The following is a 25113-nucleotide window of genomic DNA, read 5'->3' as shown; positions in this document are numbered from 1 at the left end:
GCAGGCGGAGGGCGCAGCGCCAACCGCCAACCGCAACTAGGGCCCGGCTCCAGCCAGGAGCGGGATTGGGGTGAGGGTTGGCCATCAAGAAACTGTTAGGCAACACTGGCTCTGCGCTTGGCGAGACCGGCCTTGTGCTCATGCACTGTTGCGCGCTGTGTTGAGCGGCTAACCGTTTCGCTCTGCATCGCTTGGCCCGCACCCTCACCCCAACCCCTCTCCCGGCGGGAGAGGGGCCGTTGAGCGTTTTCGTCGAGACAGCCTTGGATGACGCGCTTTGTCGCACAAGCGCGGCGGCCCGGCCGGCATTGAGTCGCGTCTGCTGGCATTCTTGCCTGATGTCCAGACCCCGCCAGCCATCTTCGCGTCCGTTCGCATCTGCCAAGTCCGCCGCCTGTTCCGCGTCAACGCCGGCAGCGCCCTCAGGTGAGCAGGCGCGGCTGCGGATTCTTGACGTCATCGGCGCCATTCCTGCCGGTCAGGTTGCCGGCTACGGCGAGGTCGCTGCACGTGCCGGGTTGCCTGGGCGTGCGCGCCTGGTGGCGCGCGTGCTCAGTGGCAATGACGATCCGGATCTGCCCTGGCATCGCGTGCTTCGTAGCGATGGTCGCATTGCGTTGCCGTCGGGGTCGCCTGGCTACCACGAGCAATGCCAGCGGCTGCGTGCCGAGGGGGTGCCGGTGGTACAGGGGCGGGTGCGCCGAGCCAGCGCTGCGCAGCGGCTGGATGCGGCCGTGTGGGGTCCTTCATAACGCTGCCGTTATCATTGGCAGCATTCAGAAGGATGCCGCCATGCCTCAATTGCCGCCCGTTACCAAAGCACTGTTGATCGCCAATATCGGCCTGTTCCTGCTGCAATGGGCCCTGGGCGATCTGGGGGTTGGGGTGTTGCCATCGGACTCCACCTTGTCGTGGCTCATGCTGTGGCCGATTTCCGACGGCTTTGATGCGTTCTCGCCGGGCGCCAGCTTCATGCCGTGGCAGTTGTTGACCTATGCGTTTCTGCAAAGCGGTTTCAATCAACTGTTTTTCAGCGCGCTGGTACTGTTCATGTTCGGCGCACCATTGGAGCTGACCTGGGGCCAGAAGCGTTTTTTGACCTACTACTTGGTATGTGTGGCCGGCGCGGGCGTGTGCCAGCTGCTGATGGCGTGGATCACCGGAGGCGGTGCACCGGTCGTGGGCGCGTCCGGTGCCGTGTTTGGGCTGTTGTTCGCCTATGGCATGCTGTTCCCCAATCAGCGCGTGATGCTGTTGTTTCCGCCGATTCCCATGAAGGCCAGGACCTTGGTCATCGTGGTTGGCATTACCGAAGTGATGCTGGGCTTATTGGGCCAGCGATCGGTGATAACGTATTTCGCATACCTGGGCGGCATGCTGTTCGGCTGGCTGATGATCCGCTATTGGCGCGGCCAGTCACCGTTTGGCGGCAGCGGTGGCCGCAAGGGTGGTGGCGGAAAGGGGCGCAAGCCGCCGCTGCGCGTGGTGCGCTGAGTCAAACGACGGTTTACCGGGGCGGCCTGATTCGTGGCAGTGACGCTGGCTGCGATTGACATTGCCGGTAATGCTTCATCGCGGCCAAGGCCGCTCCTACGAGAGCAAGATGGCGGACGGCATGTCGTCGGAAGCAGGTGTGCCGCTGCTGCATAGGGCGACCAGTGGGCCGGGCAGCGTGCAGGTCGGAATGCACCCCGAGCAAGGGCTGGCTGGAATGCTGGTCCGAGGGGAGATTTGGCTGGGCAGAAAGCAGATCTAGCGGAAAGCGGATCAGCGAAAGGCGATCAGGCGAAAAGCAGATCGAGCCATGTAGATCAAGCAACGATGGATTGGGCAAAGCGCAAATCAATCCGAAGCAGATCAAGCGAAAGACAGATCAAGCATTCCGTCACGAATGCCCAAAACAAAAAAAAGAGCGCGGAATCCGCGCTCTTTTTTGTTGCCGACTTTTTGCCGGTCGTGCCGGGACTCAGCGCCAGATCTTGATCTGGTCTGCGTCCACGCGCTGCATCGGCTGGCCAGCCTTGCAGCTGAAGGCTGCACCGAATTCCGGCAGGTTGGACAGCGGGCCGTTGCTGCGCCACTGGCCTGGTGCGCGGATGTCGGCACTTGCGCGCTGCACCGCTTCGTTCGGCGACAGCTGCTGTGCCCACAGGCCGGCCCAGGCAGTGAAGAACGCCTGCTTGTCGACCTCGGTGGCTGCCGGTTGCGCCTTGCTGAAGGCCTGCAGGGCCAGTTCGACGCCGGCCAGGTCGGCAAGGTTTTCTTCGGCGGTCTGCGCGCCGTTGACCTTGACGTTGGGCACGCCCGGGTACGGATAAGCAGCGAACTGGTTGGCGACCTTGCCGGTCAGCTGGCTCCAGCTGCTCTTTTCGGCAGGTGTCCACCAGCTGCGCAGCTCGCCCTTGGCGTCGACCAGCGATCCCTTGGCATCGATCGCACGGGTGAGTTCGTGCGCGACCAGCGCGCCGTAGGCGCCGTACTGGGCCGCCGGGGTGCTGCCGGTGGTCAGCACCGGTGCCTGCAATACGGCCGCGGTGACGATCAGGCGGTTCTGTGCGATGTCGTAGGCCACTGCCGGCTGCTGCGGCAGCACGTCCCAGCGACGGTCGGCGTTGCCCTTGCCGATGCGCTTCATCTCCTCGCGGTGACGCCAGGTCGAGGCGATCAGCATGTTGCCGCCGAAGCTGCCGCGGCCCATCGGCTGCACGGTGTAATCCAGATCGCGGCGCGGTGCGCCGACTTCGATCTTCATCGCGGCCAGCTTGGCCTTGGCTTCGGCGATCACTTCGCCGTTGCCCCAGCCGGTGCGCTCCAGCGCGGCCAGCTGCGCGTCGCGCACCTGGTCGGCGATGGCTTCGGCCTGGCGGCGCGTGTCGCTGCTCAGGTAACGCGCCACGTATTCGCGACCGAGCATCGGGCCGGCAGCGATATTGATCGCGTCCAGCACTTGCTGCCAGCGCTGCTGCGGCAGGGCATCGCCACGCAGCAGACGGCCGCGGAACTGGTATTCGGCATCGTGGAAGCTCTTGGACAGGTACGGCGCCATCGCATCGCCCACGCGCCAGCGCAGGTAGGCCTTCCACTGTTCCGGCTTGATGCTGACGATCATGCTGTCGAGCTGCTTGAACATGGCCGGGTCGGCCATCGACACCAGGTCGTCCTTGACGCCCTGCGCTTCCAGGAAGTCGGCCAGACGCAGGTTCTTGTACTGCTTGGTCAGCTCCTTGGTGGCGATCGGAGCGTAGTTGTTGAACGGGTTGTTGATGCCTTGCACCGACTGCGCGCTACGCGCCAATGCGGTTTCGATCTGCAGTACCGAGGCGGCATCGGCGTCGAGCTTGTCGGCCGGTGTGCCGGTCAGCGCCAGGATCTGCTTGACGTAGGCGCGGTAGCGGCCCATCAGCGCCTGGGTGTCGGCATCGGTGCGGGTGTAGAACGCCGGATCCGGCAGGCCCATGCCGCCCTGCATGAAATAGCCGATGTGGCGGTCCAGCGCCTTCAGGTCCACGTCCGGACCGAAGTTGAAGCCGACCGGAATGCCGACCTGATGCAACGCGGCGATCGAAGCGGGCACATCCTTGGCCTTCTTGATCGCGTCGATGCGCGACAGCAAGGGGGCGATCGGATTGGAGCCATCCTTTTCCACCGCCGCCTCATCCAGGCCGCTGGCCCAAAAATCGCCGAGCAGCTTCTGCACGTTGCCCTGCGGGGCCTTCATCGAGGCGTCCAGCAGTTCGCGCTGCTGCTGCAGGGCACGCTCGGACAGCTGGCCTAGCGCCGTCACGGCGCCAGCCTGCGGGACCGGGTTGGCCTTCAGCCAGCCGGCGTTGGCGTAGTCGTAGAAATCGGTGCAGGCCGCGGAGACGGCCGGGGCCTTGGGAGCTGCCTTCTTCTTGCGAGCGGCGTCGGCGTCGGGAGCGGACAGCAGCGTGATCAGGCTGAAGCCAAGAGCGAGGGCAAGCGGGCGAATGGTGAGCATCGAGAAGAAGGGTGGCCAGATTGAAGTCGGCGGAGTTTAGCAAGGCTGCGCCTCGTACAGGCGGGCGCGAGCTGCCGTCGGTCCTCGTGCCGGCCGTTTGCATGAACGTGACAGGCCCGCGAGTGCGGGCCTGTGCGGTGTTATCGCATTGAAAGTGATTGCCGCCGCCTACCAGATCACCACGCGGTCCTTGTCCGGGCGCACCATCGCATCGCCTGCCTTGCAGGAGAATGCCTGGGCGAACTGCGGCATGTTGGATGGCGAGGCGTTGGCGCGCAGACGGTCGGGTGCATGTGGGTCGCTGGCCAGATAGACCAGTTGCTGCTTCGCACGCGTCTGTCCGCGCCAGCTGAGCGCGAATCCCAGGAAAAAGCGTTGATCCGGGGTGTAGCCATCGATGGCGGCTGCCCGCTCGGGACGCGCCCGCAATGCAGTCTGTAGTGCGTCGTAGGCAACATTGAGGCCACCCAGATCGGCGATGTTTTCGCCAAGGGTGAGCCTGCCATTGACGTGCAGGTCGGGGCGGTCGGGCAGTGGGGTGTAGGCATCGAACTGTTTGACCAGCGCTTTGGTCCGCTGCTCGAATGCCTTGCGATCCTGTGGCGTCCACCAGTCGACGTTGTTGCCCGCACCATCGAACTGGCTGCCCTGGTCGTCGAAGCCGTGCATGGCTTCATGCCCGATCGTCGCGCCGATACCGCCATAGTTGAGGGCATCGTCGGCGTTGGGGTCGAAGAACGGCGGCTGCAGGATGCCCGCCGGGAAGTTGATGGAGTTGGTGCTGGGGTCGTAGTAGGCGTTGACGGTCTGCGGGGTCATCGCCCAACGCGTGCGGTCGGTGGGCTTGCCGATCTGGGCGATGTCGTAGCGATAGTTGAACCTGGCCGCCGCCTGCAGGTTGCGGTAATACGCGCCGGGAACGATCTCCAGCCCGGACCAGTCGCGCCAGGTATCGGGGTAGCCGATCTTCGGCTGGAAGGTTTGCCACTTGGCCAGGGCCCTGGCCTTGGTCTGCGCACTCATCCAGTCGACGTGCTCGAGACGCACTTTGAGCGCAGCGCGAATGTTGCCCACCAGTTCGCTGGCACGCTGCTTGGCTTCGGGGGGGAACACCCTGGCCACATACAGCTGGCCCAGGCCTTCGCCCATGCTGATGTTGACGCTGCGCAGCACGCGCTTCCAGCGGAGTTCTTGCTCCGGCTGCCCATTCAGCGTCTTGTCGTGGAACGCAAAGTTGTTGTCGACGAAGGCCTTGCTGAGGTAGCCGGATGCATCGTCGATGGTGTGGAAGCGCAGATAGGCCTGCCATCGCGCGATCGGAGCGCTGGCGAGCTGATGGTCGAACTCTGCGAAGAAGCGCGGATGCGATAGCGAGAAGCCGGATCCTGCGTCCACGCCCTGGGCGGCGAAGAAGCGCGTCCAGGAGAAGTGCGGCGTCAGTTTGTCTGCCTCCGCCAGGCTGACGAAGTGATACTGATTCTGCGGTTGACGTGCATCGACCGGGGTCAGTGAGGCGGCCGCCAGGCGCGTTTCCAGCGCAAGCACGTCGTTGGCTTGCGCACGCGCTGCGTCCTTCGCGGTGCCGGTGAGTTCGAGGGACTTGGCGATGTAGTCAAGATACGCCGCCCGGATGGGGGCGTACTCGGCGGCGCTGTAGTACTCCTTGGTCGGCAGACCCAGGCCGGCTTCAGTGGCGAAGGCGATCTGCATGTCCGCCTTGTGGAAATCGGCGCCGGCGCCGAAGTTGAAGATCTGCGCGTCGCCCTCTGCGTAGCGGCCGGTGATGTAATCGGCGACCTGCTTGCCGGAGCTCAGCGCGGCGATGGCCTCCAGTTGCGGCCGGATCGGCTGATCACCCGCAGCCTCGATCGCGGCTTCGTCCATACCCGACGCATACAGCATGCCGATCTTGCGGGCCAATGGATCGGCCTGTGCGCCGGTTTGTCTGGCTGCGGCTTCAGCGATCTCGCGCTGCACGAGCTTGCTTTGTTCAATCAGGATGTCGCTGACGCCCCAACTGGTGCGATCTGCCGGGATGGGGTTGGTCTTGCGCCATTTTTCGTTGACGAACTTGTCCAGGTCCCGGCATGCGTTTGTTGCTGTATCCAGTTCGCCGATGTCCAGCGCCGACCGGGATGGGGTGCCGGCCGCGACAGGCGCTGGCGCGGCCGGCGTCTTCGCGACGCTGCTGTCGTCGGATGCGCGCTTGCAGCCGGCTAGTGCGATCAGCAGGCTAAGGGCGAGTGTTGAAGTCTTGATGGCTGACATGGCGGAAACTGGCGGGAAGGAGCGCCGAGGATAGGCGGGCACTGCCGTGCCGATACGCACGCTTGAGCTTTGTTGAGACTTGCATTTAAGCCGGTGAAGGCCGGGGCATCGAGACCCGATGGCATGGCCCGAAAAAGGAACACGGGTGGTCTGAAGCAGACTGCCTGAGGGCGTGAACCTCAGCGGTGAAACGCAAAAGCGGCCCGCGTGATTGGCGCCAGCTGTGGCAGGCCGTGTTCGATGCGCGATGCACGGCTTGAATCCGCCACTTGAAGGCGCAGCGCGCGATCCTGGCGGCATCGCGTTCCACTGCCGCAAAAACAAAAGGGCGACGATCTCCCGATCGCCGCCCCTTGTTTGCAGCTACCGTGCAACTACCAGATCACGACCTGCTGATCGCCCTGGCGCACCATCGCATCGCCGGCCTTGCACGAGAACGCGGCGGCAAACGCCGGCATGTTCGACGGTGCACCGATGGCGCGGAAGTTGGCCGGCGCGTGCGGGTCGGTCTTCAGGCGCACCACCAGTTCTTCCGGGGTGAAGTTGCGGCGCCACACCGTGGCCCAGTTGAGGAAGAAGCGCTGGTCGCGGGTGATGCCATCGGTCTTGGGGTCGTCCTTGCCGGCGGTAGCGGTCTTCATCGCGTCGTAGGCGGTGTTGAGGCCACCCAGGTCGGCGATGTTCTCGCCAAGCGTCAGGTCGCCCTTGACCTTGTCGCCGGCGGGCGTGCGGTAACCGTCGAACTGTGCGACCAACTTACCGGTGCGGGCCTTGAACGCATCCAGATCCTTCTGCGTCCACCAACCCGGATCGGGGATGAAGTTGCCATCGGCACCGAAGCGGCTGCCCTGGTCGTCGTAACCGTGGGTCATTTCATGGCCGATCACCGCACCGATGCCGCCGTAGTTCATTTCCTCCGGCGCATTCGGGTCGAAGAACGGCGGCTGCAGGATCGCGGCCGGGAACACGATCTCGTTCTGCAGCGGGTTGTAATAGGCGTTGACCGTCTGCGGGCTCATGCCCCATTCGGTCCTGTCCACCGGCTTGCCGATCTTGGACAGGTTCCACTTGTAGTTGAATTCCTGCGCGGCCAGCACGTTGCCCAGGTAGCTATCGCGACTGGTGGCAAGGCCATTCCACTCGCGCCACTTGTCCGGGAAGCCGATCTTGGGCGTGAAGCTTTCCCACTTGGCGATCGCCTTGGCCTTGGTCTCCGGGCTCATCCAGTCCAGCTTCTCGATGCGCGCCTTCAAGGCGGTGCGCAGGTTGCTCACCAGGGTCTCCATCTTGGCCTTGGAATCGGCCGGGAAGGCGACCTTGACGTACATCTGGCCCAGTGTCTCGCCGGCCTGGCCGTTGATGGTGGCCAGCACGCGCTTCCAACGCGGCTTGATTTCCTTCTGGCCGCGCAGGGTCTTGTTGTAGAACGCGAAGTTCTCGTCCACGAACGGCTGGCTCAGGAACGGCGAGGCGCCATCGACGGTGTGGAAGCGCAGATAAGCGCGCCAGATGGCCGGATCGGTATCGGCGATCATCTTGCTCACTTCCTGATGGAAGGCGGGGATTGCCAGCGAGAACATCTCCGGTGTGGCCACGCCCTGCGACTTGAAGAACTCGGTCCACGACCAGTTCGGGGTCAGCTTGTCGGCATCGGCCGGCGAGATCGGGTTGTAGGCCAGCGAGGCATCGCGCGACATCTGCGTGCTGGTCTTGGAGACCTTGGCCAGACGGGTCTCGAACGCAACCACCTGCTTGGCCTGCGCCGCGGCATCGGCAGCAGCCACGCCGGACAACTCAAGCACCTTGGCGATATGCGCCTGGTACGCCTCCAGCTTGGCCTTGTTGCCGGCGCTGGTGTAGTACTCCGGATCCGGCAGACCCAGGCCGCCCTGCATCGCGTAGGCGATGTTCTGGCTGGACTTCTTGAAGTCTGCTTCGGCGCCGAAGCCGAAGAGATCGTTGTTGCCCTTGGCCGCGCTGCTGCGCAGATAGTCGACCAGCTTGGCCTGGTCGCTGATCGCGTCGATGGCGGCCAGTTCCGGCTTCAGCGGCTCGATGCCCTGGGCATTGATCTTGGCTTCGTCCATGCCGGTGGACCACAGGTCGCCGACGATCTTTTCCACGCCGGTGGCGCCGGTGTCGGCGGCGGCCTGTTCGGCCAGCTGCTGCTGGATCGCGTTGGAGCGCTCATCGAGCATCTCGAACGCGCCCCAGCTGGTGCGGTCGCCCGGCACCGGGTTGGCAGCCAGGAACTTGGCATTGGCGTAGGCGTTGAGGTCGGTACAGGCGTTGCCGTTGGGGTCCAGGTCGGCCGCAGTGAACTGATTCACCGCCGGCAGCTTGCTCTGGTCCAGGGTCAGGGTCTTGGGTGCGGCGGGCGCTGTCGCCGCGGTATCGCCCGCCGGGGCCGCAGGCGCGGCGTCGTCGGACTTCTTGCAACCGCTCAGCGCGGCCGCCACGGCCAGGGTCAGCGTCAATAGATGAGGTGTTCGAATCACAAAGGCTCCAGGAGCAACAGTCGATTGGGGAGCCCCGTCACGGGGCCGTGGCCGGCACTCTACGCCTGCTCAGCCGACAGGCATGGTGTCGAAGGTCATGGGTGCGGGGTGTGTAGAAGAGCTGGCTAGTCGCGCTCTGGTAGGCGGCGGTTACCGTCACGGCGCTGTGCGTGGCGGCAGTTCGGAGATCTTCTCGTCCTAGGCGCTGCGGCTGCCTGCCATGCTCGTGGTCAGGTGGCCGGGTCGTCAATGTCGATGTGCCGATAGCGAGTTGGTGCCAAGGCCCGAATGGTCCAGCGGCGCAAGCGGTGCTATATACAAATGCATGCCTACCGCTTCCGAACCGTTGGACGTTTTGATCATCGGTGCCGGCCACAACGGCCTGGTGTGCGCTGCATATCTGGCCAGGGCCGGCAAACGCGTGCTGGTGCTGGAAGCGCGCGACGTGGTTGGCGGCGCAGCCGTCACCGAAGAATTTCATCCCGGATTTCGTAACTCGGTGGCGTCCTACACGGTGTCGTTGCTGCAGCCCAAGGTCATCGACGATCTTGCATTGGAGCGGCACGGGTTGCGCGTGGTGGCGCGCCGCATCAACAACTTCCTGCCGCTGCCCGATGGCGAGTACCTGCTGGCCGGCGCGGGGCGCACGGCCCTGGAAGTCGGCAAGTTCTCCGCGCGCGATGCCGCTGCATTGCCAGCCTATGAAGCGCGCCTGGAGCAACTTGCCGATGTCTTGCGTGCGCTGGCCTTGCAGCCGCCACCCGATGTTACCGATGCCGGGTGGCTGCGTGCGTTGCCGCAGCTGTGGCGTGCGGGCAAGCTGGGGCTGCAGCTGCAGCAGTTGCCAATCGCATTGCGGCAGGACCTGCTCGACCTGTTCACCATTTCGGCCGCCGAATACCTGGATCGCTGGTTTGAAAGCGCGCCGATCAAGGCGCTCTTCGGTTTCGACGGCATCGTCGGCAACTACGCCAGCCCCTACACGCCGGGGACGGCTTATGTGTTGTTGCATCACGTGTTCGGGCAAAGCAACGGCGTCAAGGGCGCCTGGGGCCACGCAATCGGCGGCATGGGCGCCATCGCCCAGGCGATGGCCGCCAGTGCGTGCGAATACGGCGCGCAGATTCGCACCGGCTGTGCGGTGGGGCGGGTACTGGTGGAGCAGGGGCGTGCGGTGGGCGTGGTGACGGCCGATGGCGCAACGCTCCGCGCGCGTGCCGTGGTGGCGAACGTCAACCCGAAGTTGCTCTACCAGCGCCTGATGCGGGCCGAAGACGTACCGCAGGCCACGCGCGAACGCATCGCCCATTACCGCTGCGGCTCGGGCACCTTTCGCATGAACGTCGCACTGTCGCGTCTTCCCGATTTCACGGCGCTTCCCGGCGCTGGCGACCATCTCACCGCCGGCATCATTCTGGCCCCCAGCCTGGACTACATGGACCGCGCTTGGCTCGACGCGCGTGCGTCGGGATGGTCGCGCGAACCGGTGGTCGAACTACTGATACCCAGCACGCTGGACGACTCGCTGGCACCGCCCGGGCAGCATGTGGCCAGCCTGTTCTGCCAGCACGTGGCACCGCAGCTGCCGGATGGCCGGCAGTGGGACGATCATCGCGAGGAAGTCGCCGACCTGATGATCGCGACGGTGGAGCGCTATGCGCCCGGATTCGCGGCCTCGGTGCTGGGCCGGCAGATCCTCAGCCCGCTCGATCTGGAACGCATCTTCGGGTTGGTCGGCGGCGACATCTTCCATGGCGCCCTCAGCCTCAATCAACTCTTCAGCGCACGCCCGCTGCTGGGGCAGGGTACCTATCGCGGCGCGATGCCCGGTTTGTATCTGTGCGGGTCTGGTACGCATCCAGGCGGCGGCGTGACCGGCGCGCCTGGGCACAATGCGGCGCATGAGATTCTTCGCGGCTGAGCCTGACCACTGCACATCAGCAAAAAAAAGCCCCGGACGAGCCGGGGCCTGGAGCAAGTACCGCTGACGGACCGAAGACGTTGTGGACGTCTCCGGTTGCCTTCCCGTATCAGAAATCGTAAGAGGCAGTCAGGCGAACATAGCGTGGCGGGTTGTAGTTGTAGGGCTGCAGACCCAGGCGATAGGTATTGGAGACGTTGAAGGGTACATCGCCTTCGTAGACGCCATCGACACGATTGACCGCTCGGTCGTTGAGGACGTTGAAGATTTGCACGCCGAAGGCCAGTTTGTGATCGGCGAACGCCGGGCGGTACGTCAAGCCCAGATCGAGGTTCTTGATCCATGGCGTCCTGCCCGCATCGCCCGGAGACGAAGGTTGTAGGCCGCAATAGTGATACGAAGAGCCGTAGCCGATCGGATCATAGTCGACCGCATCCGCATTCGGGCCGCCATAGAAGCCCAGGCAGCTGATCGGCGTACCTGACATTACACGCAGGGTGGCCGAAGCCATCCATTCCGGATTGATCTGATATGCACCAAATGCCTTGATCTGGTGGCGCCGATCGTTAGCCAGGCTGCCGCCGGCGTAGTACATCAGCTCGGCCGAATCCCAATCCTGCGTCTTGGACACGTCGGCCTGGCCGAGGTCGGACTTCACCTGACCTTCGGTATTGCCGTAGCTGTGAGACCAGGTGTAGTCGACGCGGCCATACCACTTCTCGTCGAACGGGTGTTCCAGGAACAAGTCCACCGACACATAGCTGCGCTTGGCCTTGTCGGTAAAGCCCCAGTCGGACTGCGACATGGAAACCTGGGTATAGCCGGATCCGTCGGCATTGGGGAGGTTGTAGGTGTTGGTCTTGCCCGGGTTGAACATCACGCAGCCGGGGATGTCTACCGCATCCGGGTTGCCGCCGCTGGCTTCCAACTTGTCGGCGATACGTCCGGTGTCGCAAACATCGTCGATGGCGGCTTGCAATTTGCGGTATGTGACCTTTGCACCCGAGTTCCAGCTGTCGCCCAGGGTCTTCTCGAACCCTAAGATGAATTCGTCTTGATACTGCGACTTCAAGTCAGTTGGCGCAAATGCGTTCGGATCCGGGGCTTGGCCGTATTCGCCATTGCTCGACACCGGACCAGGACCGATCGGCCGCAGGCCCGTGGGCTCGCCATTGGCATCAATGCCGGTATAGGCGAAATACTCGTCAGTATAGGTCGATGCAGACGCACCGCGGATCGCCACTTGATTCGGCAGAGCGAGGTAGTAGCGTCCCAGATTGGCAAAAATCTTCAGCGAGGAGTCGCCGAACACGTCCCAGCTGGCGCCCAAGCGTGGTGCCCACTGATCGCCGCTATCGACGTAGGGCACATGGTCGCTATTGAAGTTGGTGAATTTGTCGTTGCGGATACCCATCGTCAGCAACCAACGGTCGTTGACTTGCCAACGGTCTTCCAGGTAGTACGCCTTCTGCTCCACCGCCATGCTGGTGGTAGTTGTGAAGATACGCTGTTGAGCGTAATAGCCGTCGGTGCCCGGACCGGTGGCGCCCACACCCAGCGTGCCACGCACTGGCGAAACTTCGTCACCCGCGCTGCCATAGATCCACTGATAACCAGGGCCGGTGGTGCGCACGCCTTCGTCGTAGGCGTTGAAGTACATGTTGTCCACGCCGGCGGTCAGATCGTGGTCGCCCAGACGGTAGTTCAATTCCAGACGCAGATTGCGCGTCTTGTTGATCGGGTCATCCGCCTTGGAGCGATTGGTCGCCTGATTGTTGGAGATCGGCGTGCCACCGGTGATGGCCGGGTTTTGCAAATTCAGGCCTGCAATGAAGGGCAGCGAGGATACCAACGGGTTGAACTGTTGGTTGTGCTGTGTGCTGCGGCCCCAGGTAGCATTAACCGTCAGGTCGTCAGTGATATAGCCGGTGTACTTGAAGATGTCGTAGGTGTCTTTGATCTTGTAAGTATCGGCGTAGAGGCCTGACGGACCACCATCGGATCGTGTGTCGTAGTCATAGTTGCTGTAAGCGCCGGCACGACGATCGGTATTTTCAATGCGGGTGTATTCGAGAATGTTGTTGTCGTTAATGTTCCAGTCGATCTTTCCGTAAAACTTTGGCGAGCTGTACTCGTAATGGTTGCGACCTTGCGTAGTAGCGGCGGTTGCTGTGTTGGTCACAGCACCGTCGGTCTTGTCGGTTTCGCCGGCTACGAAGATAAACAGTTTGTCCTCAATCAGCGGGCCGCCAGCATAGGCACTGTAGACAGTGCGGCTTTGCACGTCGCCCTTGCCGCTACGATAGATCGTGCCCGGCAGTTCTGGGTCTTCGTACTTGTAGCGCGGATTGGAGTTAAGCGTATTGCTTGGGTACCAAACATCGCCAACCGAGCTCGATAGGTTCTTCGGCTCCCATACCGCCTGCGCACCGAAGTGCCACTCGTTGGTGCCGCGCTTGCCGACCTGGCTGATGACGCCGCCGGTCGAACGACCATAGCGCGAGCTATAGCCGCCGGTATAGGTTTCCTGCTGGTCGATGGCGCCATACGGAAGGCTGACGCCGCCCAAGTTGCTGAGCGGATTACTGACGTTGAAGCCGTTGATGTAGTACGCATTTTCAGTGACGCCAGAACCGCCGAAGGACACCACCGAGCGCGAGCCGTTGTTGAATGCACCGGCGCCGGATACCGCGCCCGGCGCCAGCAACGCAATCGCTTCGGCGCTACGTCCCAGCGGCAGGGTTGCCAACTGCTCGGAGGTGATCACCGAGCGAGAACTGGTGGAGCTGACATCGATCTTCGGTGCGTTGGCAGCGGTGACCGTGATCGCCCCAAGCGTGGTCGCATCTGCGTTGCTGCCTGCAGCGCTAGCACCAGCAAACGAGACTTCGGTGCCCGAGCCGACGCGCAGCTGCACGTTCTTGCGGGTGTCGACGATCTGGTCGCCGCGCTTGAGGGTGACGGTGTAGGCGCCCACCGGCAGCGAGCCGAGGTTGTAGCGGCCGTTCGCGTCGACGGTGATGGTGCGGCTCAGGCCGGTGTCGCTCTGAACGACGATGGTGCTGCCGGCTTCGGAGGGGGCGCTGCCATAGATGCTGCCGGTGGTGCTCTGCGCGTAGACCGCGCCGTTGGTTAGGCAAGCACCGAGTACGACGGCTAACGCGGTGCGCTTGAGGACTTGGCGACGAAACTGATTGCTCATTCCTGACCTTTCAACTGGGAGTGCGAATAAGGAGCGGTCATCGGGGAGTCAGATGGCCTTAACTCGAACGTAATGAATGTCTGCACTGCAGCGCAAGCAAACGAAATGATTTGTTAATGAAATAACTGAAATCCGCATCGGAAGTGAGGAACTCGGCACAATTCCGGTGACTGCGACACAGAGAAAGAAACAACCTCAACAATAGCGAGCGTTTTCGGTAGTTACATTCGATACAGATAATCCGGCGATACGACTGTTCCGGGGCGTGAAGCGGTCGCGACAGCGACGAGCAGGCCGATAGCTGGCGAGAAGCATCGCGGGCGCGCCGCCATGTCGGCAATAGAAGCCCCGACAAGCAGGGCTTCTTTCGAGCGGCAATTCCGGTCAGCTCGCACCGTTGTCCCCAAATAGAAGATTCGGCAGACGTTGCCGTAGAACGCCGAGTTGAGGTCAGAGTCCAAGTGCTTCGTTTAGCCGTGACATGCAGCGGCGCGTGCTGGGTGGGGGATGCATCGATTTCGGCAGATGAAGCTCCCGACACATCCATTCATAATTGTGAATGAATCGGCGTCTGGCGGGCACAGCCGCTGCCATTGCCTGCTTTGCAGCGAATGCAATAGCGGAGCCGGTCGACACGAGCCGGTAAACTGGGCGCCTTTCGCGCTGCGGCGGGCATGGCCCGCGTAGCCCGCACACGACGGATGGGACAGGTAATGGCAACGATGTGGGACAACATTCTGCGCGCAGGAACCGGCGCAGTACCGGACGGCCAGGCATGAGCGGCGAACGCAGGATCGCCACGCACGCGGTGCAGGGCGCGCTGGCGCCGCACCCGCGCATCCGCAACGTGATTGCGGTGGGTTCGGGCAAGGGCGGGGTAGGCAAGTCCACGACGGCGGTCAATCTGGCGCTGGCGCTGCGGCAGCAGGGTGCGCGCGTAGGCGTGCTGGACGCCGACATCTATGGGCCGAGCGTGCCGGCGATGCTGGGCTTGAGCGGCAAGCCCGACAGCCCGGACAACAAGTCGATCGAACCACTGCGTGCGTTCGGGATCGAGGCGATGTCGATCGGCCTGCTGGTCGACCAGGACACGCCGATGATCTGGCGCGGGCCGATGGCCACCTCGGCCCTGACCCAGCTCTTCAACGACACGCTGTGGGACGATCTGGATTATCTGCTGATCGATCTGCCGCCCGGCACCGGCGACATCCAGCTGACGCTGTCGCAGAAGATTCCGGTGGCCGGCGCGGTGATCGTGACCACCCCGCAGGACATCGCCACGCTGGATGCGCGCAAGGCGCTGAAGATGTTCGAAAAGGTCGAAGTGCCGGTGCTGGGCATCGTGGAGAACATGGCGGTGCACACCTGCAGCAACTGCGGCCATCGCGAGCATCTGTTCGGCGAAGGCGGCGGCGAGCGCATGGCCGCGCAGTACGGCGTGCCGTTGCTGGGGTCGTTGCCGCTGGCAATCGCGATCCGCGAGCAGGGCGATGCGGGCCGGCCGATCGTGGTGGCCGCGCCGGAGTCGGTGGCGGCGCAGGCCTACCTGGCGGCAGCCAGGCGCTTGTCGGAAGAGTTGGGCAAGCGTCCGCGCGCCAGCATCCCGATTTCCGCCTCGCTGCTCTAATGCGTCGGCCGGCCTCCGGTGCCGGCCGCTGGTAGAATTCGCCGTCTTCGCGCGGGCCGTTCGGCCCGCCGCCTTCCGTCTTCAAGGAACACCGCATGAGCATCAAGAGCGACCGCTGGATCAAGCGCATGGCCGAGCAGCACGCGATGATCGAGCCGTTCGAGCCCGGCCAGATCAAGCACGACGCCGCCGGCCAGCGCATCGTCAGCTTCGGCACCTCCAGCTACGGCTACGACGTGCGCTGCTCGCGCGAGTTCAAGATCTTCACCAACATCAACTCGACGATCGTCGACCCCAAGCATTTCGACCCGGGCAGCTTTGTCGATATCGAATCGGATGTGTGCATCATCCCGCCGAACAGCTTTGCGCTGGCGCGCACGGTGGAATACTTCCGCATCCCACGCGACACCCTGGTGGTGTGCCTGGGCAAGAGTACGTACGCGCGCTGCGGCATCATCGTCAACGTGACCCCGCTGGAGCCGGAGTGGGAGGGCCACGTGACGCTGGAATTCAGCAACACCACGCCGCTGCCGGCGCGCATCTATGCCAACGAAGGCGTGGCGCAGATGCTGTTCTTCCAGTCCGACGAAGTCTGCGAGACCTCGTACAAGGACCGCGGCGGCAAGTACCAGGGCCAGACCGGCGTGACCTTGCCGCGCACCTGAGCCCCGGGCGTGGCCTTGGTCTTCAGCAGGTCGCGCTCGTCTTCTCGCGGTAGCGCAGCAGTTGGCGCACCCCGGCAGCGACCAGGAAGGCCGGCCACCAGGTCGCGATCAGGCCGCCCAGGTCCATGCTGGTCAGGCCGAGGTTGTTCAGCAGGAACAGCGTGCCCAGGGTGATCAGGAACAGGGCGGGAATCAGGCGGCTGTGCATGGCGGCGTCCTCGTTGGGTGTGAGGCCATGCTGCGCGCGATGGCCCCGCCAATCAGGTGCCGGAAGTCAACAGTTGCAGGTGACAGTCGTCATGTCGCGCCGCTGCCGGGTGCGCATCGATCGTGAGGAGCAATCAAGGCGCACGCTGTGGGGGCAAGGATGCAATGGCCGCAGACGCTACCGCATCAAGGGATGGTGCTGGATCAGAACGCGTCATCGAAGGCATGAGTCCTCGCACGGACCCTCAGCCGCCTTTCGGGGCATCTTCTCCCGAGGGGAAAAGGGCAGGGCAGTGACACGCAGCTGGACAACCACCCCAGTCACCAGCACCGAGACACCGCTGTTACCAATCCCCAATCCCCAATCCCGACTCCCCAACCGCAGCCCTACCTACTTGCCACGCCCGAACAGCATGCCGATGCCGCAGGCCACCAGCGCGGCCGGCCACCAGGTGGCTATCAGCTTGCCCAGGCTGAGATTGGTCCAGCCCAGGTTGTTGGCCAAAAACAGCAGGCCGACAAGGATCAGGATCAGGGCAGCGACGACATTGGATTTCATGCGAGAAGGCAGGTTGGCGAACGGGCGCCTATCGTAGCCGCTGCGCCCATGCCGCGACACGCTCCTGCAGTGCGTCGGCCGCAAACCGCTGCGCCGGGCCGCTGCCCCAGACCGGCCCCGGCCAGGCCGCATCGCCTGGATGACGGCCGACCAGGTGCACATGCAACTGCTGCACGATATTGCCCAGCGCCCCGATATTGAGCTTGGTCACGGCAGGCTCGACGCGCAGCAGCTGCGAGAGCTGGTTGATTTCGGCCAGCAACAGGCGCTGCTGGCCGCCATCCAGATCGATCCATTCGCTGACATCGGCCACGCGCGGCACCAGCACCAGCCAGGGGAAGCGGGTGTCGTCCATCAGGCGCACCTGCGACAGCGGCCCGTCGGCGATGAACACGCTGTCGGCCGCCAGCCGCGGATCCAGCTGGAAGTCGCTTGCTGCAGGCGCGCGGGAGGCCGGTGCGCTCATCCCAGATGCGCCTCGAAGAAGCCCAGGCTGCGTTCGAGCGCACGCTCGGCGCTGTCGGCGTCATAGTGGGTGGGGTCGATGCTGCGGTTGAAGGCATGGCCGGTGGGATACACGAAGGTTTCCATCTGAGGCAGTTTTTCGCGGTGCGCCTGGATCGCTTCCGGCGGGATGCTGGCGTCCTGTTCGCCGAAGTGGAACATCACCGGCGCCTTGGGTGTTTCGTCCAGCAGCTGGGTGTTGCGGCCACCGTAATAACTCACCGACGGCAGCCCAAGGCGGATGGCCGACAGCAGTGCCACCGAGCCGCCCCAGCAATATCCCACCGTGCCGACCTTGCCGGCGCGGGTCAGCAAGGTAGCGGCGGATTTCACCACCTCCACCGCGCGCTCCAGGCCCACCGCGTTGGCCAGCGCCAGGCCGCGTTGCACGCTTGGCTGGTCGTACGGCAGTTGCACGTCCTTCTCTTCCAGGTCGAAGAAGGCCGGTGCCAGCACTTCATAGCCGCGTGCGGCGTAGTCGTCGGCCACCGCACGGATATGTTCGTTGACGCCGAAGATTTCCTGGATCACCACCAGGCCGCCGCGCGGGCTGGAGGCGGGGGTGGCGTGCCAGGCGGCAACCTGGCCGTCGGTGGTGTCGAGCGTGGTCCAGTGACCCATGGGAATTCCTGATGTGCAGCGAGGGAGACGCGCATTATCGACCGGACCGGCATCGCGAAAAGTGAGGGTTTCGCAAAGCCGGCCGGGCTGGCGAGGCCAGGCGGTTCAGAGCGCTGCCCGCACGCCGCTATAATTGGCCTTGCCCAGGCCCCAGGCCGCTCCGTTTCCCAGGCTCCTGCTTCCATGTCCCAGCTGAACCCCAAAGTCGGCTTCGTCAGCCTTGGCTGCCCGAAGGCGCTCGTCGATTCCGAACGCATCCTCACCCAGCTACGCGTGGAGGGCTACGACATCGTGCCCAGCTACGACGCAGCCGACGTGGTGGTGGTCAATACCTGCGGCTTCATCGATTCGGCGGTGACCGAGTCGCTGGACGCCATCGGCGAGGCGATGAACGCCAACGGCAAGGTGATCGTCACCGGTTGCCTGGGCAAGCGCCCGGAGCAGATCCGCGAGGCCTACCCGCAGGTGCTGGCGGTGTCCGGCCCGCAGGACTACCAGAGCGTGATGGAGGCGGTGCACGCGGCGCTGCCGCCGCGCCACGACCCGTTCGTGGATCTGGTGCCCGACTACGGCATCAAGCTGACCCCGCGCCATTACGCATACCTGAAGATCTCCGAAGGCTGCAACCACCGTTGCAGCTTCTGCATCATTCCCTCGATGCGTGGCGATCTGGCCTCGCGTCCGGTAGACGAGGTGCTGCGCGAAGCCGAGCGGCTGGTACGCGGCGGTGTCAAGGAACTGCTGGTGGTGTCGCAGGACACGTCGGCCTATGGGGTGGATCTGAAGTACGCCGAGCGTCCCTGGCGCGACCGCATGTACCAGACCCGCATGAAGGCATTGTGCGAAGGATTGTCGGAGTTGGGCGTGTGGACGCGCCTGCATTACGTGTATCCGTATCCGCACGTGGACGACGTGATTCCGCTGATGGCCGAAGGCAAGCTGCTGCCGTACCTGGACATCCCGTTCCAGCACGCCAGCCCGCGCATCCTCAAGCTGATGAAGCGGCCCGGTGCGGTGGAAAAAACCCTCGAGCGCGTGCAGCGCTGGAAGGCGATGTGCCCGGAGATCACCGTGCGCTCCACCTTCATTGTCGGCTTCCCCGGCGAGACCGATGCCGAGTTCGAATCGCTGCTGGATTTCCTGGATCAGGCGCAGCTGGATCGCGTCGGTGCGTTTGCCTATTCGCCGGTGGACGGCGCCAGCGCCAACGCGCTGCCGGACCCGGTGCCGGAAGAAGTGAAGCAGGAGCGTCTGGCGCGTTTCATGGCCAGGCAGGCGGAAATCTCCGCCATGCGGCTGGAGGCCAAGATCGGCAGCGTGCAGCAATGCCTGGTCGACCTGGTCGAAGACGACATCGCAGTGGCCCGTTCGCGTGCGGACGCGCCGGAAATCGACGGCCTGGTGCATATCCAGAACGGCGGCGAGCTTGGGCTGAAGGTCGGCGACCTGGTCGATGTGGAAATCACCGACAGCGACGAGCACGATCTGTTCGGCGACGCATTGCCGGCCAATGCCGCAATCCAGCCAGGGCGGTCGTTGAATCTGCAGATGGTGTAACTGGGCCCCGGCTCGTACACATCGGTCCGTAGGAGCGCACTTGTGCGCGATGGGGCCTTATCGTTAACGCCTCATCGCGCACAAGTGCGCTCCTACGCCGCAGCAGATTGCCAATGGATGCCTACGGGCTGCCGTAATCCACCGACACCACCACAAAGGTGTGCTTGCCTGCCGGCAGCTGCGCTTCGAACTCGTCGTCCACGCGTTTTTTCAGCAACGCGCGCGCCAGCGGCGAATCGATGCTGATCCAGCCCAGGCCGGCATCGGTTTCGTCCGGGCCGACGATGCGATAGCGCAACATCTCACCGCTATCGGCATCCTCCAGCTCCACCTGCGCACCGAAAAACACCGCGTGCGGGTCGGTGGGCGCGGTATCCACCACGCGCAGCGCTTCCAGCCGCTTGCTGAGATAGCGCACACGCCGGTCGATCTCGCCCAGCTGCTTCTTGCGATAGGTGTACTCGGCATTTTCCGATCGATCGCCCTCGGCAGCCGCTGCGGCGAGCGCGCGTACCACCTCCGGCCGACGCACCCGCCACAGATCCTCCAGTTCGACCTTCAGACGGGTGTGACCTTCGGGCGTGATCAAGGCAGTGCTTTTTTCGGCGGGCGGGCGCCAGCGGCTCATGGACAGGCTTGGAGGGCGGGGGAGTGGGGCGCGATGCTAGCGCGCATGCTCCACTTGCGCATCTGTCGCCGCACGGCGAAGCTTTGCGCCATTCTCAAGACACGGACGTCGTCATGTTGCTCATGCCGCTGCACAAGCCCTGGTCGCGCCACAACATCCCCTGGGTGACCCTGCTGCTGGTGCTGATCAATGTCGTCGTCTATCTCGGCTATCAGCGCAGGGACGACGACCTGGTCGACAACGCCGTGCACTACTACGTCGAGTCCGGGCTGGGCACGCTGGAAGCGCAGGCCCACGCGCGCTACCTGGCGCAGACCGCTGACCCCAAGCGACGCGCTGCGCGGCAGGGCAAGCTGGACAGCGTGCCGGCGCCGCAGCGCATCGCGTACCTGGCGCATCTGACCATGCACGATGTCGCCTTCGCACAGGCCTTGCGCGAAGGCACGCTGTTCAAGGACGAAGCGCAGATGCGCCAATGGCGCGGCCTGCGTGCGCCCTACGATGCCCGCCTGTCCCAGGTGTTCACGCTGCGTCATCTGCAACGCAGCTCGGAGTGGTCGCCGGCACGCATGCTCACCGCCACCTTCCTGCATGGCGACTTCGATCATCTATTCGGCAACATGGTGTTTCTGTTGGCGCTGGGCACCTTGCTGGAAGGGGCGATCGGCAGCGGCTGGTTCCTGCTGCTGTATCTGCTGGGCGGGTTTGGGGCCAGCGCAGCCAGCCTGTGGTGGCGCTGGGGCGAGCCCGGCGGTGGCTTGGGCGCGTCCGGTGCCATCGCCGCCTTGATGGGGGCGTTCTGCGTGGTGTGGGGCCGCCGTCGTGTGCGGTTTTTCTACTGGTTTTTTGTGGTCTTCAACTACGTGCGCGGGCCGGCGATCCTGTTGCTGCCACTGTGGCTGGGCTGGGAGCTTTACAGCCTGCTGGGGAGCGATAACGGCGGTGTCGCGTTCGAGGCGCATGCCGGCGGGTTGATCAGCGGTGCGCTGCTCGGCGCGCTGCTGGTGGCCGTGCGGCAGACCCGCCCGGCCTTCATGGACGAGGACGCCGCCGCGCAGGTGGACGACCGCTGGGAGCGTGCGCAACGCCATCTGGGCCGCATGGAGAACCTCGAAGCCGAGCGGCTGCTTGCCGAGCTGGCCAGCGAGCAGCCACACAGCCAGGACGTCGCGCTGGCCCGTTACCGCGTTGCGCGCAACGCCGGGCGCACCCAGGACGTCGTGCGCCATGCGCAGACACTGTTGCACCTGCCGAGCCATCACGCGCAACAGACGCGCGTGCAGCTGGGCGTGGCAGCAGAACTGAGCAAGGACAAGATCGCCGTTGCGCTACCGGCACGCATGGCTCTGGTCGATGCGTGCCTGCGCAACGGGCTGCTGGCCGATGCCGAACGGTTATTGAAGGAGTGCGACATCGATGCGCCACGCGCCGAGCTGGCCCAGCACTGGTTTGTGCTGGCGCTGCGGCATGGCGAACTGCAGGCCGGCGAGCAGCGCACGCGGTTGCTGCAGCTGGTGCGCGATCAATTTCCGGAGCAGGGCCAGGCGGCGAAGGCCCGTTTCCTGCTTGAAAATGGTTGACGCGGCGGCGCGTTCGACCAGATTCCGGGCATCGACGGCGGGGGTTTGAAGCCGCATCAGGAGCGGCTGCAGAACCTGGCGAGCGGTCGTCGTTGCGCGTGGATGGCGCGCTCGGCATCTTAAAGCATGCCGTCGGCAGTGCCGACGGCGTCCGCCGTGCGGCTGTACAGGCGGTTTATGCAGCGCGTCAAGACGTTTCGCATACGGTTTTTCGACCGCTCGCGGCGGTGTCTGGGATGCGCTAGGCCGGTTGGATCGCAACCGCCCGTAATGCTGCATCCAGCTTCGCCCGTTGTGCGTCGTCGTCGCAGCGATCCGCGGCGTTTTGCAGGATGGCGCGGGCCTGCTCGTCGCGGCCAAATCGCTCGGCCAGCATCAGGCCAGCATCCAGCGACCAGCCCGGCAACATCGGATCGCGTGGCCAGCCCGCGATGGCGGCCAGCAGCCCATCGGTCGCAAGCTGGAACTGGCCGGCCATCTTGGCGCGCTCGGCCAGCAGGGTGGCCTGCTCCGGCGTCAACGGAGTAAATGTCGCGTCCAGATCCAGTGCCTCGCGTTGCAGCGCCAGCGCACGACGCTCCTGCTTCTCCTGCAACAAGCGGTTGATGTATTGCCGGGTATGCTCGCGCAGCTCGTCGTTGCGATGGTGCTGGCGCAGCAGGCGTTGATACAGCTCGTGCACCGCCAGGCTCACCGCGCGCGAGCGCACCGCGCCGCGCAGGGCCTGGAACGCCTCGTCGGAATGGCCGTCGCGCACGTATTGTTCGGCCTCGTCGAGCAGGCGCTGGTCCGGGTCGATGCGTTCGTGCGCAGCCCCGCCGCTGGGTACGTAGCCCAGCTCTTCGTGGTACTGGTACACCAGATACCCGAGCAGATGAAAACTGGCGAACAGGGTCCAGATCGAGGTCATCATCACCGTCGCTTCGCGCACCAGCGGCGGCAGGTACTTCAGCGCGACGAAGACCGCTGCCGTGCCGCTGCCCTGGATCACGTACAGCAGCCCGTAGGCGGCCAGATACGGCCAGCCGATCCGCAGCGCCATGTCGATCGACACCGCCGGGTTGAGCGCGCGGCGCAGGCTGCCGTCGATGGCCAGCGAGATCAGCATGCCGGGCAGCAGCAACATGGTGCCCAGGTAGGCGATGGTCAGCCCGAAGGGGCCTGCGATCCCGGCGGCGACGCCGATCACGATGCCCAATGCGATGGCCAGCAGGATCAGGCGCAGCACCGCGCTGTCGAAGCTGTCATAGCCGAGCCGGGGCGCATCGGGCTGGCCATCGGCGGTATGCCGCAGGATGTCGAAGGCGTAGGTGTAGGTCGCCATGCCCAGTACGCCCATGACCACCAGTTTGAGGATGCCCGGCAACACCAGCAAGGCGCTGCACAGGGTCAGCGCAATCAACGCATACAGCGCCGGGCCGCGCAGCGGATAGGTGGCGATCGCCGGAATGCGGGTCCAGAACGGTGGAGGCGCAGCCTGCGCGGCAGCCTTGCGTGCGCGAAAACGGTCTTCCATGACGCTCCCCAGGCGTGTGATGTGAAGGGATTGTGAGGCGATGTGCGGCCGGGTGCAATTGGGGATCGCGTTTGGCTCGCGGAGGTGCAGTCGAGTGGGGGCGGGGCGCCCGCCTGTGACCCGGCGGTTGCCCTGCGCGCAGCGATGGATAGCGTGACGCAGGCCGCTGGCGGAGGCGGGCCTGCGCAGTCGACCGTGCGAAGGCCCGCCGATGGTGCAGGCACACGCAGGGCTCGCGCCGATTGCGATGATCGTGATCATTGCAATCGGCGGGCCGTGGGCCATCATTTCCGTCAGCCGCGCATGGACTTCTGCGCAGAACCTGTGGTTCGCTACCTGTCGGCCGCCCGCCATGTGGCGATGGTGCTGCTGGCGGCATGCGCTTGCGTGCAATCGCGAAGGTGCGGCCGGTCCCCCTATTGCAAGGAATTCGCTTGAATCCATCCGTCGCCGACACCCCGCAGGTTCGCATTCGCAGCATCGATGTGCTGTCCGACAACTGGTATGTGCTGCGCAAGGTCACCTTCGACTTTCAGCGCAAGGATGGCCGCTGGCAGACCTTGTCGCGCGAGGCGTATGACCGCGGCAATGGGGCCACCATCCTGCTCTACAGCCGCGCCAGGCAGACGGTGATGCTGACCCGGCAATTCCGCCTGCCGACGCTGCTCAATGGCAACCCGGACGGCATGTTGATCGAAGCCTGCGCCGGCCTGCTCGACCAGGACGATGCGCTGACCTGCATCCGCAAGGAAACCGAAGAAGAGACCGGCTACCGCATCGACAACGTGCGCAAGGTATTCGAGGCCTTCATGAGCCCCGGCTCGGTCACCGAACGCCTGTACTTCTTCGTTGGCGAATACTTCGATGGCGACAAGGTCGGCGAGGGCGGCGGGCTCGAGGAAGATGGCGAAGAAATCGAGGTGCTGGAACTCTCGCTCGACTCCGCGCTGGCGATGATCGCCTCGGGCGAGATCGCCGATGCCAAGACCATCATGTTGCTGCAGTACGCCAAGCTGCATGGCGTGCTGGAATGACCTGCCACGTTGCTCACTGCATCTGCATTGCCGCCTTGTAGCGTAATGGCATGGCTGACGTTTAGCGGACGCGTTTCAACACTTTGTCGCGGTGTTCCGGCCAATCGCCGCTGTGGCAGTTGCTCCCATCCTGGGCGAGTTCATAGGTTGCCGGGCGGCTTCCCGACGCATGCGTTGCGTTGATCCGAAATCCGTACATATTGGGGTTGAGCGAGAGATCGGAGACATCCTTGCGCGAAAGGATCAGGCACTCGTCCCCCATCATGTCGAGCCACCACGGCCCGCGCTCGGTGAGGGTGGCTGCGCGGCCTCGGGTTTGGCGAGTGATGCACGTTGTCTTGAGCGTGTAACGATGGCTGTCTTTCTTACCCTTTGCCGCTTCTAGCCAGAGTTCTGCACGAACCGACTGACACCGCCCGTTATCCGGGTGCAGCTTGCCGACATAGTGGCCGGAGAGCAGGTGTTGCTGGCCCAATGGCCAGTCGGTGGGGGAATCGTCTTGATTTGCGCTCTTCTCAGCCTGCGCCGAGCTGGCGCCGCTGACTAACAGGGCCAACACCACGGAGCGAGCGATGGTCAGGTGCGTGTGCGCACTATGCAGGAACCCGCGCGCACGATTGCGACCTGCCGATTCCGTATGTCTGCCGTGTCCGTCCGATAAGCGCGCAGTCGGTTGGTCGGCGGCTTCAAGCGCGGCGACAGCTGCATCTCCCGGCATGTTGTGGCTCCCGTCTCTGTGTGACGCTG

Annotated in this window: 19 protein-coding genes; 8 read left to right on the top strand and 11 right to left on the bottom strand. The window is 64.3% G+C overall.

Annotation, left to right across the window (positions count from 1 at the left end; all coding sequences use genetic code 11):
- Positions 1–338 precede the first annotated feature (338 nt).
- Both VZ068_RS13595 and VZ068_RS13590 read left to right on the top strand, forming a co-directional pair.
- The gene (locus VZ068_RS13595; RefSeq protein WP_349655593.1) at positions 339–752 is read left to right on the top strand and encodes an MGMT family protein; all 414 of its coding nucleotides are present in this window, start codon (positions 339–341) and stop codon (positions 750–752) included.
- 40 nt (positions 753–792) lie between these two features.
- Positions 793–1494, top strand: a complete 702-nt coding sequence (locus tag VZ068_RS13590; protein WP_259163839.1) for a rhomboid family intramembrane serine protease — start codon at positions 793–795, stop codon at positions 1492–1494.
- A gap of 472 nt (positions 1495–1966) precedes the next feature.
- Here the strand turns inward: VZ068_RS13590 and VZ068_RS13585 are convergent, their stop codons facing one another.
- The 3 genes from VZ068_RS13585 to VZ068_RS13575 form a co-directional block, all read right to left on the bottom strand.
- A complete protein-coding gene (locus VZ068_RS13585) occupies positions 1967–3979 on the bottom strand; it encodes a M13 family metallopeptidase (RefSeq protein WP_349655592.1) in 2013 nt (670 codons plus the stop codon).
- Between the two features lie 168 nt (positions 3980–4147).
- Positions 4148–6247: a M13 family metallopeptidase gene (locus VZ068_RS13580; protein ID WP_349655591.1), complete on the bottom strand. Its 2100-nt coding sequence runs from the start codon at positions 6245–6247 to the stop codon at positions 4148–4150.
- 374 nt (positions 6248–6621) lie between these two features.
- Entirely contained in the window at positions 6622–8724 is a 2103-nt protein-coding gene (locus tag VZ068_RS13575; protein WP_349657712.1) for a M13-type metalloendopeptidase, read from the bottom strand.
- 346 nt (positions 8725–9070) lie between these two features.
- Between VZ068_RS13575 and VZ068_RS13570 the strand changes: the two genes are divergently transcribed.
- Positions 9071–10666: an NAD(P)/FAD-dependent oxidoreductase gene (locus tag VZ068_RS13570; protein WP_349655590.1), complete on the top strand. Its 1596-nt coding sequence runs from the start codon at positions 9071–9073 to the stop codon at positions 10664–10666.
- Positions 10667–10775: 109 nt separating this feature from the next.
- Here VZ068_RS13570 and VZ068_RS13565 read toward each other — a convergent pair whose 3' ends face one another.
- Positions 10776–13868: a TonB-dependent receptor gene (locus VZ068_RS13565; protein WP_349655589.1), complete on the bottom strand. Its 3093-nt coding sequence runs from the start codon at positions 13866–13868 to the stop codon at positions 10776–10778.
- Positions 13869–14643: 775 nt separating this feature from the next.
- On the opposite strand from VZ068_RS13565, the gene apbC reads away from it, so the two are divergent.
- Positions 14644–15495 (top strand): iron-sulfur cluster carrier protein ApbC, encoded by an 852-nt coding sequence (apbC, locus tag VZ068_RS13560; protein WP_349655588.1) that lies wholly within the window; start codon positions 14644–14646, stop codon positions 15493–15495.
- Positions 15496–15590: 95 nt separating this feature from the next.
- A complete protein-coding gene (gene dcd / locus VZ068_RS13555; RefSeq protein WP_010366727.1) occupies positions 15591–16160 on the top strand; it encodes a dCTP deaminase in 570 nt (189 codons plus the stop codon).
- A gap of 22 nt (positions 16161–16182) precedes the next feature.
- Here dcd and VZ068_RS13550 read toward each other — a convergent pair whose 3' ends face one another.
- The 4 genes from VZ068_RS13550 to VZ068_RS13535 all read right to left on the bottom strand — a co-directional run bounded on the left by VZ068_RS13550 (position 16183) and on the right by VZ068_RS13535 (position 18051).
- Complete coding sequence (locus VZ068_RS13550) at positions 16183–16368, bottom strand: DUF5668 domain-containing protein (protein ID WP_259151244.1); 186 nt, start codon at positions 16366–16368, stop codon at positions 16183–16185.
- 390 nt (positions 16369–16758) lie between these two features.
- Positions 16759–16926 carry a DUF5668 domain-containing protein gene (locus VZ068_RS13545; protein ID WP_005994260.1) on the bottom strand — a complete coding sequence of 56 codons (168 nt, stop codon included), beginning with the start codon at positions 16924–16926 and terminating at the stop codon, positions 16759–16761.
- Between the two features lie 28 nt (positions 16927–16954).
- Positions 16955–17392 (bottom strand): HIT family protein, encoded by a 438-nt coding sequence (locus VZ068_RS13540; RefSeq protein ID WP_259161063.1) that lies wholly within the window; start codon positions 17390–17392, stop codon positions 16955–16957.
- Complete coding sequence (locus tag VZ068_RS13535) at positions 17389–18051, bottom strand: dienelactone hydrolase family protein (RefSeq protein WP_349655587.1); 663 nt, start codon at positions 18049–18051, stop codon at positions 17389–17391. The genes VZ068_RS13540 and VZ068_RS13535 overlap by 4 nt, the downstream gene beginning before the upstream one ends.
- 183 nt (positions 18052–18234) lie before the next feature.
- Here VZ068_RS13535 and rimO point away from each other — a divergent pair, with 183 nt between their 5' ends.
- Entirely contained in the window at positions 18235–19608 is a 1374-nt protein-coding gene (gene rimO / locus VZ068_RS13530) for a 30S ribosomal protein S12 methylthiotransferase RimO (RefSeq protein ID WP_349655586.1), read from the top strand.
- A 121-nt stretch (positions 19609–19729) separates the two neighbouring features.
- Here the strand turns inward: rimO and greB are convergent, their stop codons facing one another.
- The gene (gene greB, locus VZ068_RS13525; RefSeq protein WP_349655585.1) at positions 19730–20236 is read right to left on the bottom strand and encodes a transcription elongation factor GreB; all 507 of its coding nucleotides are present in this window, start codon (positions 20234–20236) and stop codon (positions 19730–19732) included.
- A 113-nt stretch (positions 20237–20349) separates the two neighbouring features.
- On the opposite strand from greB, the gene VZ068_RS13520 reads away from it, so the two are divergent.
- A complete protein-coding gene (locus VZ068_RS13520; protein WP_259161058.1) occupies positions 20350–21816 on the top strand; it encodes a rhomboid family intramembrane serine protease in 1467 nt (488 codons plus the stop codon).
- Positions 21817–22057: 241 nt separating this feature from the next.
- Here the strand turns inward: VZ068_RS13520 and VZ068_RS13515 are convergent, their stop codons facing one another.
- Positions 22058–23332, bottom strand: coding sequence for a hypothetical protein (locus VZ068_RS13515; RefSeq protein ID WP_349655584.1), 1275 nt, complete (start codon positions 23330–23332; stop codon positions 22058–22060).
- A gap of 434 nt (positions 23333–23766) precedes the next feature.
- Between VZ068_RS13515 and nudK the strand changes: the two genes are divergently transcribed.
- Positions 23767–24366 carry a GDP-mannose pyrophosphatase NudK gene (gene nudK, locus VZ068_RS13510; protein ID WP_349655583.1) on the top strand — a complete coding sequence of 200 codons (600 nt, stop codon included), beginning with the start codon at positions 23767–23769 and terminating at the stop codon, positions 24364–24366.
- A gap of 61 nt (positions 24367–24427) precedes the next feature.
- Here the strand turns inward: nudK and VZ068_RS13505 are convergent, their stop codons facing one another.
- Positions 24428–25084 carry a hypothetical protein gene (locus VZ068_RS13505; protein WP_259161054.1) on the bottom strand — a complete coding sequence of 219 codons (657 nt, stop codon included), beginning with the start codon at positions 25082–25084 and terminating at the stop codon, positions 24428–24430.
- Positions 25085–25113 lie beyond the last annotated feature (29 nt).

This window comes from Xanthomonas sp. 10-10 (assembly GCF_040182365.1).
In the GTDB taxonomy this organism is placed as follows: Bacteria; Pseudomonadota; Gammaproteobacteria; order Xanthomonadales; family Xanthomonadaceae; genus Xanthomonas; species Xanthomonas arboricola_F.
The sequence above is the reverse complement of the archived record's forward strand: the minus strand, read 5'-3'. Positions and strand labels throughout refer to the sequence as shown.

Excerpts from the sequence above, each read along its gene's own strand:
- VZ068_RS13595 (WP_349655593.1), top strand. The coding sequence starts at position 339 with ATGTCCAGACCCCGCCAGCCATCTTCGCGTCCGTTCGCATCTGCCAAG.
- VZ068_RS13590 (WP_259163839.1), top strand. The coding sequence starts at position 793 with ATGCCTCAATTGCCGCCCGTTACCAAAGCACTGTTGATCGCCAATATC.
- VZ068_RS13585 (WP_349655592.1), bottom strand. The coding sequence starts at position 3,979 with ATGCTCACCATTCGCCCGCTTGCCCTCGCTCTTGGCTTCAGCCTGATC.
- VZ068_RS13580 (WP_349655591.1), bottom strand. The coding sequence starts at position 6,247 with ATGTCAGCCATCAAGACTTCAACACTCGCCCTTAGCCTGCTGATCGCA.
- VZ068_RS13570 (WP_349655590.1), top strand. The coding sequence starts at position 9,071 with ATGCCTACCGCTTCCGAACCGTTGGACGTTTTGATCATCGGTGCCGGC.
- VZ068_RS13565 (WP_349655589.1), bottom strand. The coding sequence starts at position 13,868 with ATGAGCAATCAGTTTCGTCGCCAAGTCCTCAAGCGCACCGCGTTAGCC.
- apbC (WP_349655588.1), top strand. The coding sequence starts at position 14,644 with ATGAGCGGCGAACGCAGGATCGCCACGCACGCGGTGCAGGGCGCGCTG.
- dcd (WP_010366727.1), top strand. The coding sequence starts at position 15,591 with ATGAGCATCAAGAGCGACCGCTGGATCAAGCGCATGGCCGAGCAGCAC.
- VZ068_RS13550 (WP_259151244.1), bottom strand. The coding sequence starts at position 16,368 with ATGCACAGCCGCCTGATTCCCGCCCTGTTCCTGATCACCCTGGGCACG.
- VZ068_RS13545 (WP_005994260.1), bottom strand. The coding sequence starts at position 16,926 with ATGAAATCCAATGTCGTCGCTGCCCTGATCCTGATCCTTGTCGGCCTG.
- VZ068_RS13540 (WP_259161063.1), bottom strand. The coding sequence starts at position 17,392 with ATGAGCGCACCGGCCTCCCGCGCGCCTGCAGCAAGCGACTTCCAGCTG.
- VZ068_RS13535 (WP_349655587.1), bottom strand. The coding sequence starts at position 18,051 with ATGGGTCACTGGACCACGCTCGACACCACCGACGGCCAGGTTGCCGCC.
- rimO (WP_349655586.1), top strand. The coding sequence starts at position 18,235 with ATGTCCCAGCTGAACCCCAAAGTCGGCTTCGTCAGCCTTGGCTGCCCG.
- greB (WP_349655585.1), bottom strand. The coding sequence starts at position 20,236 with ATGAGCCGCTGGCGCCCGCCCGCCGAAAAAAGCACTGCCTTGATCACG.
- VZ068_RS13520 (WP_259161058.1), top strand. The coding sequence starts at position 20,350 with ATGTTGCTCATGCCGCTGCACAAGCCCTGGTCGCGCCACAACATCCCC.
- VZ068_RS13515 (WP_349655584.1), bottom strand. The coding sequence starts at position 23,332 with ATGGAAGACCGTTTTCGCGCACGCAAGGCTGCCGCGCAGGCTGCGCCT.
- VZ068_RS13505 (WP_259161054.1), bottom strand. The coding sequence starts at position 25,084 with ATGCCGGGAGATGCAGCTGTCGCCGCGCTTGAAGCCGCCGACCAACCG.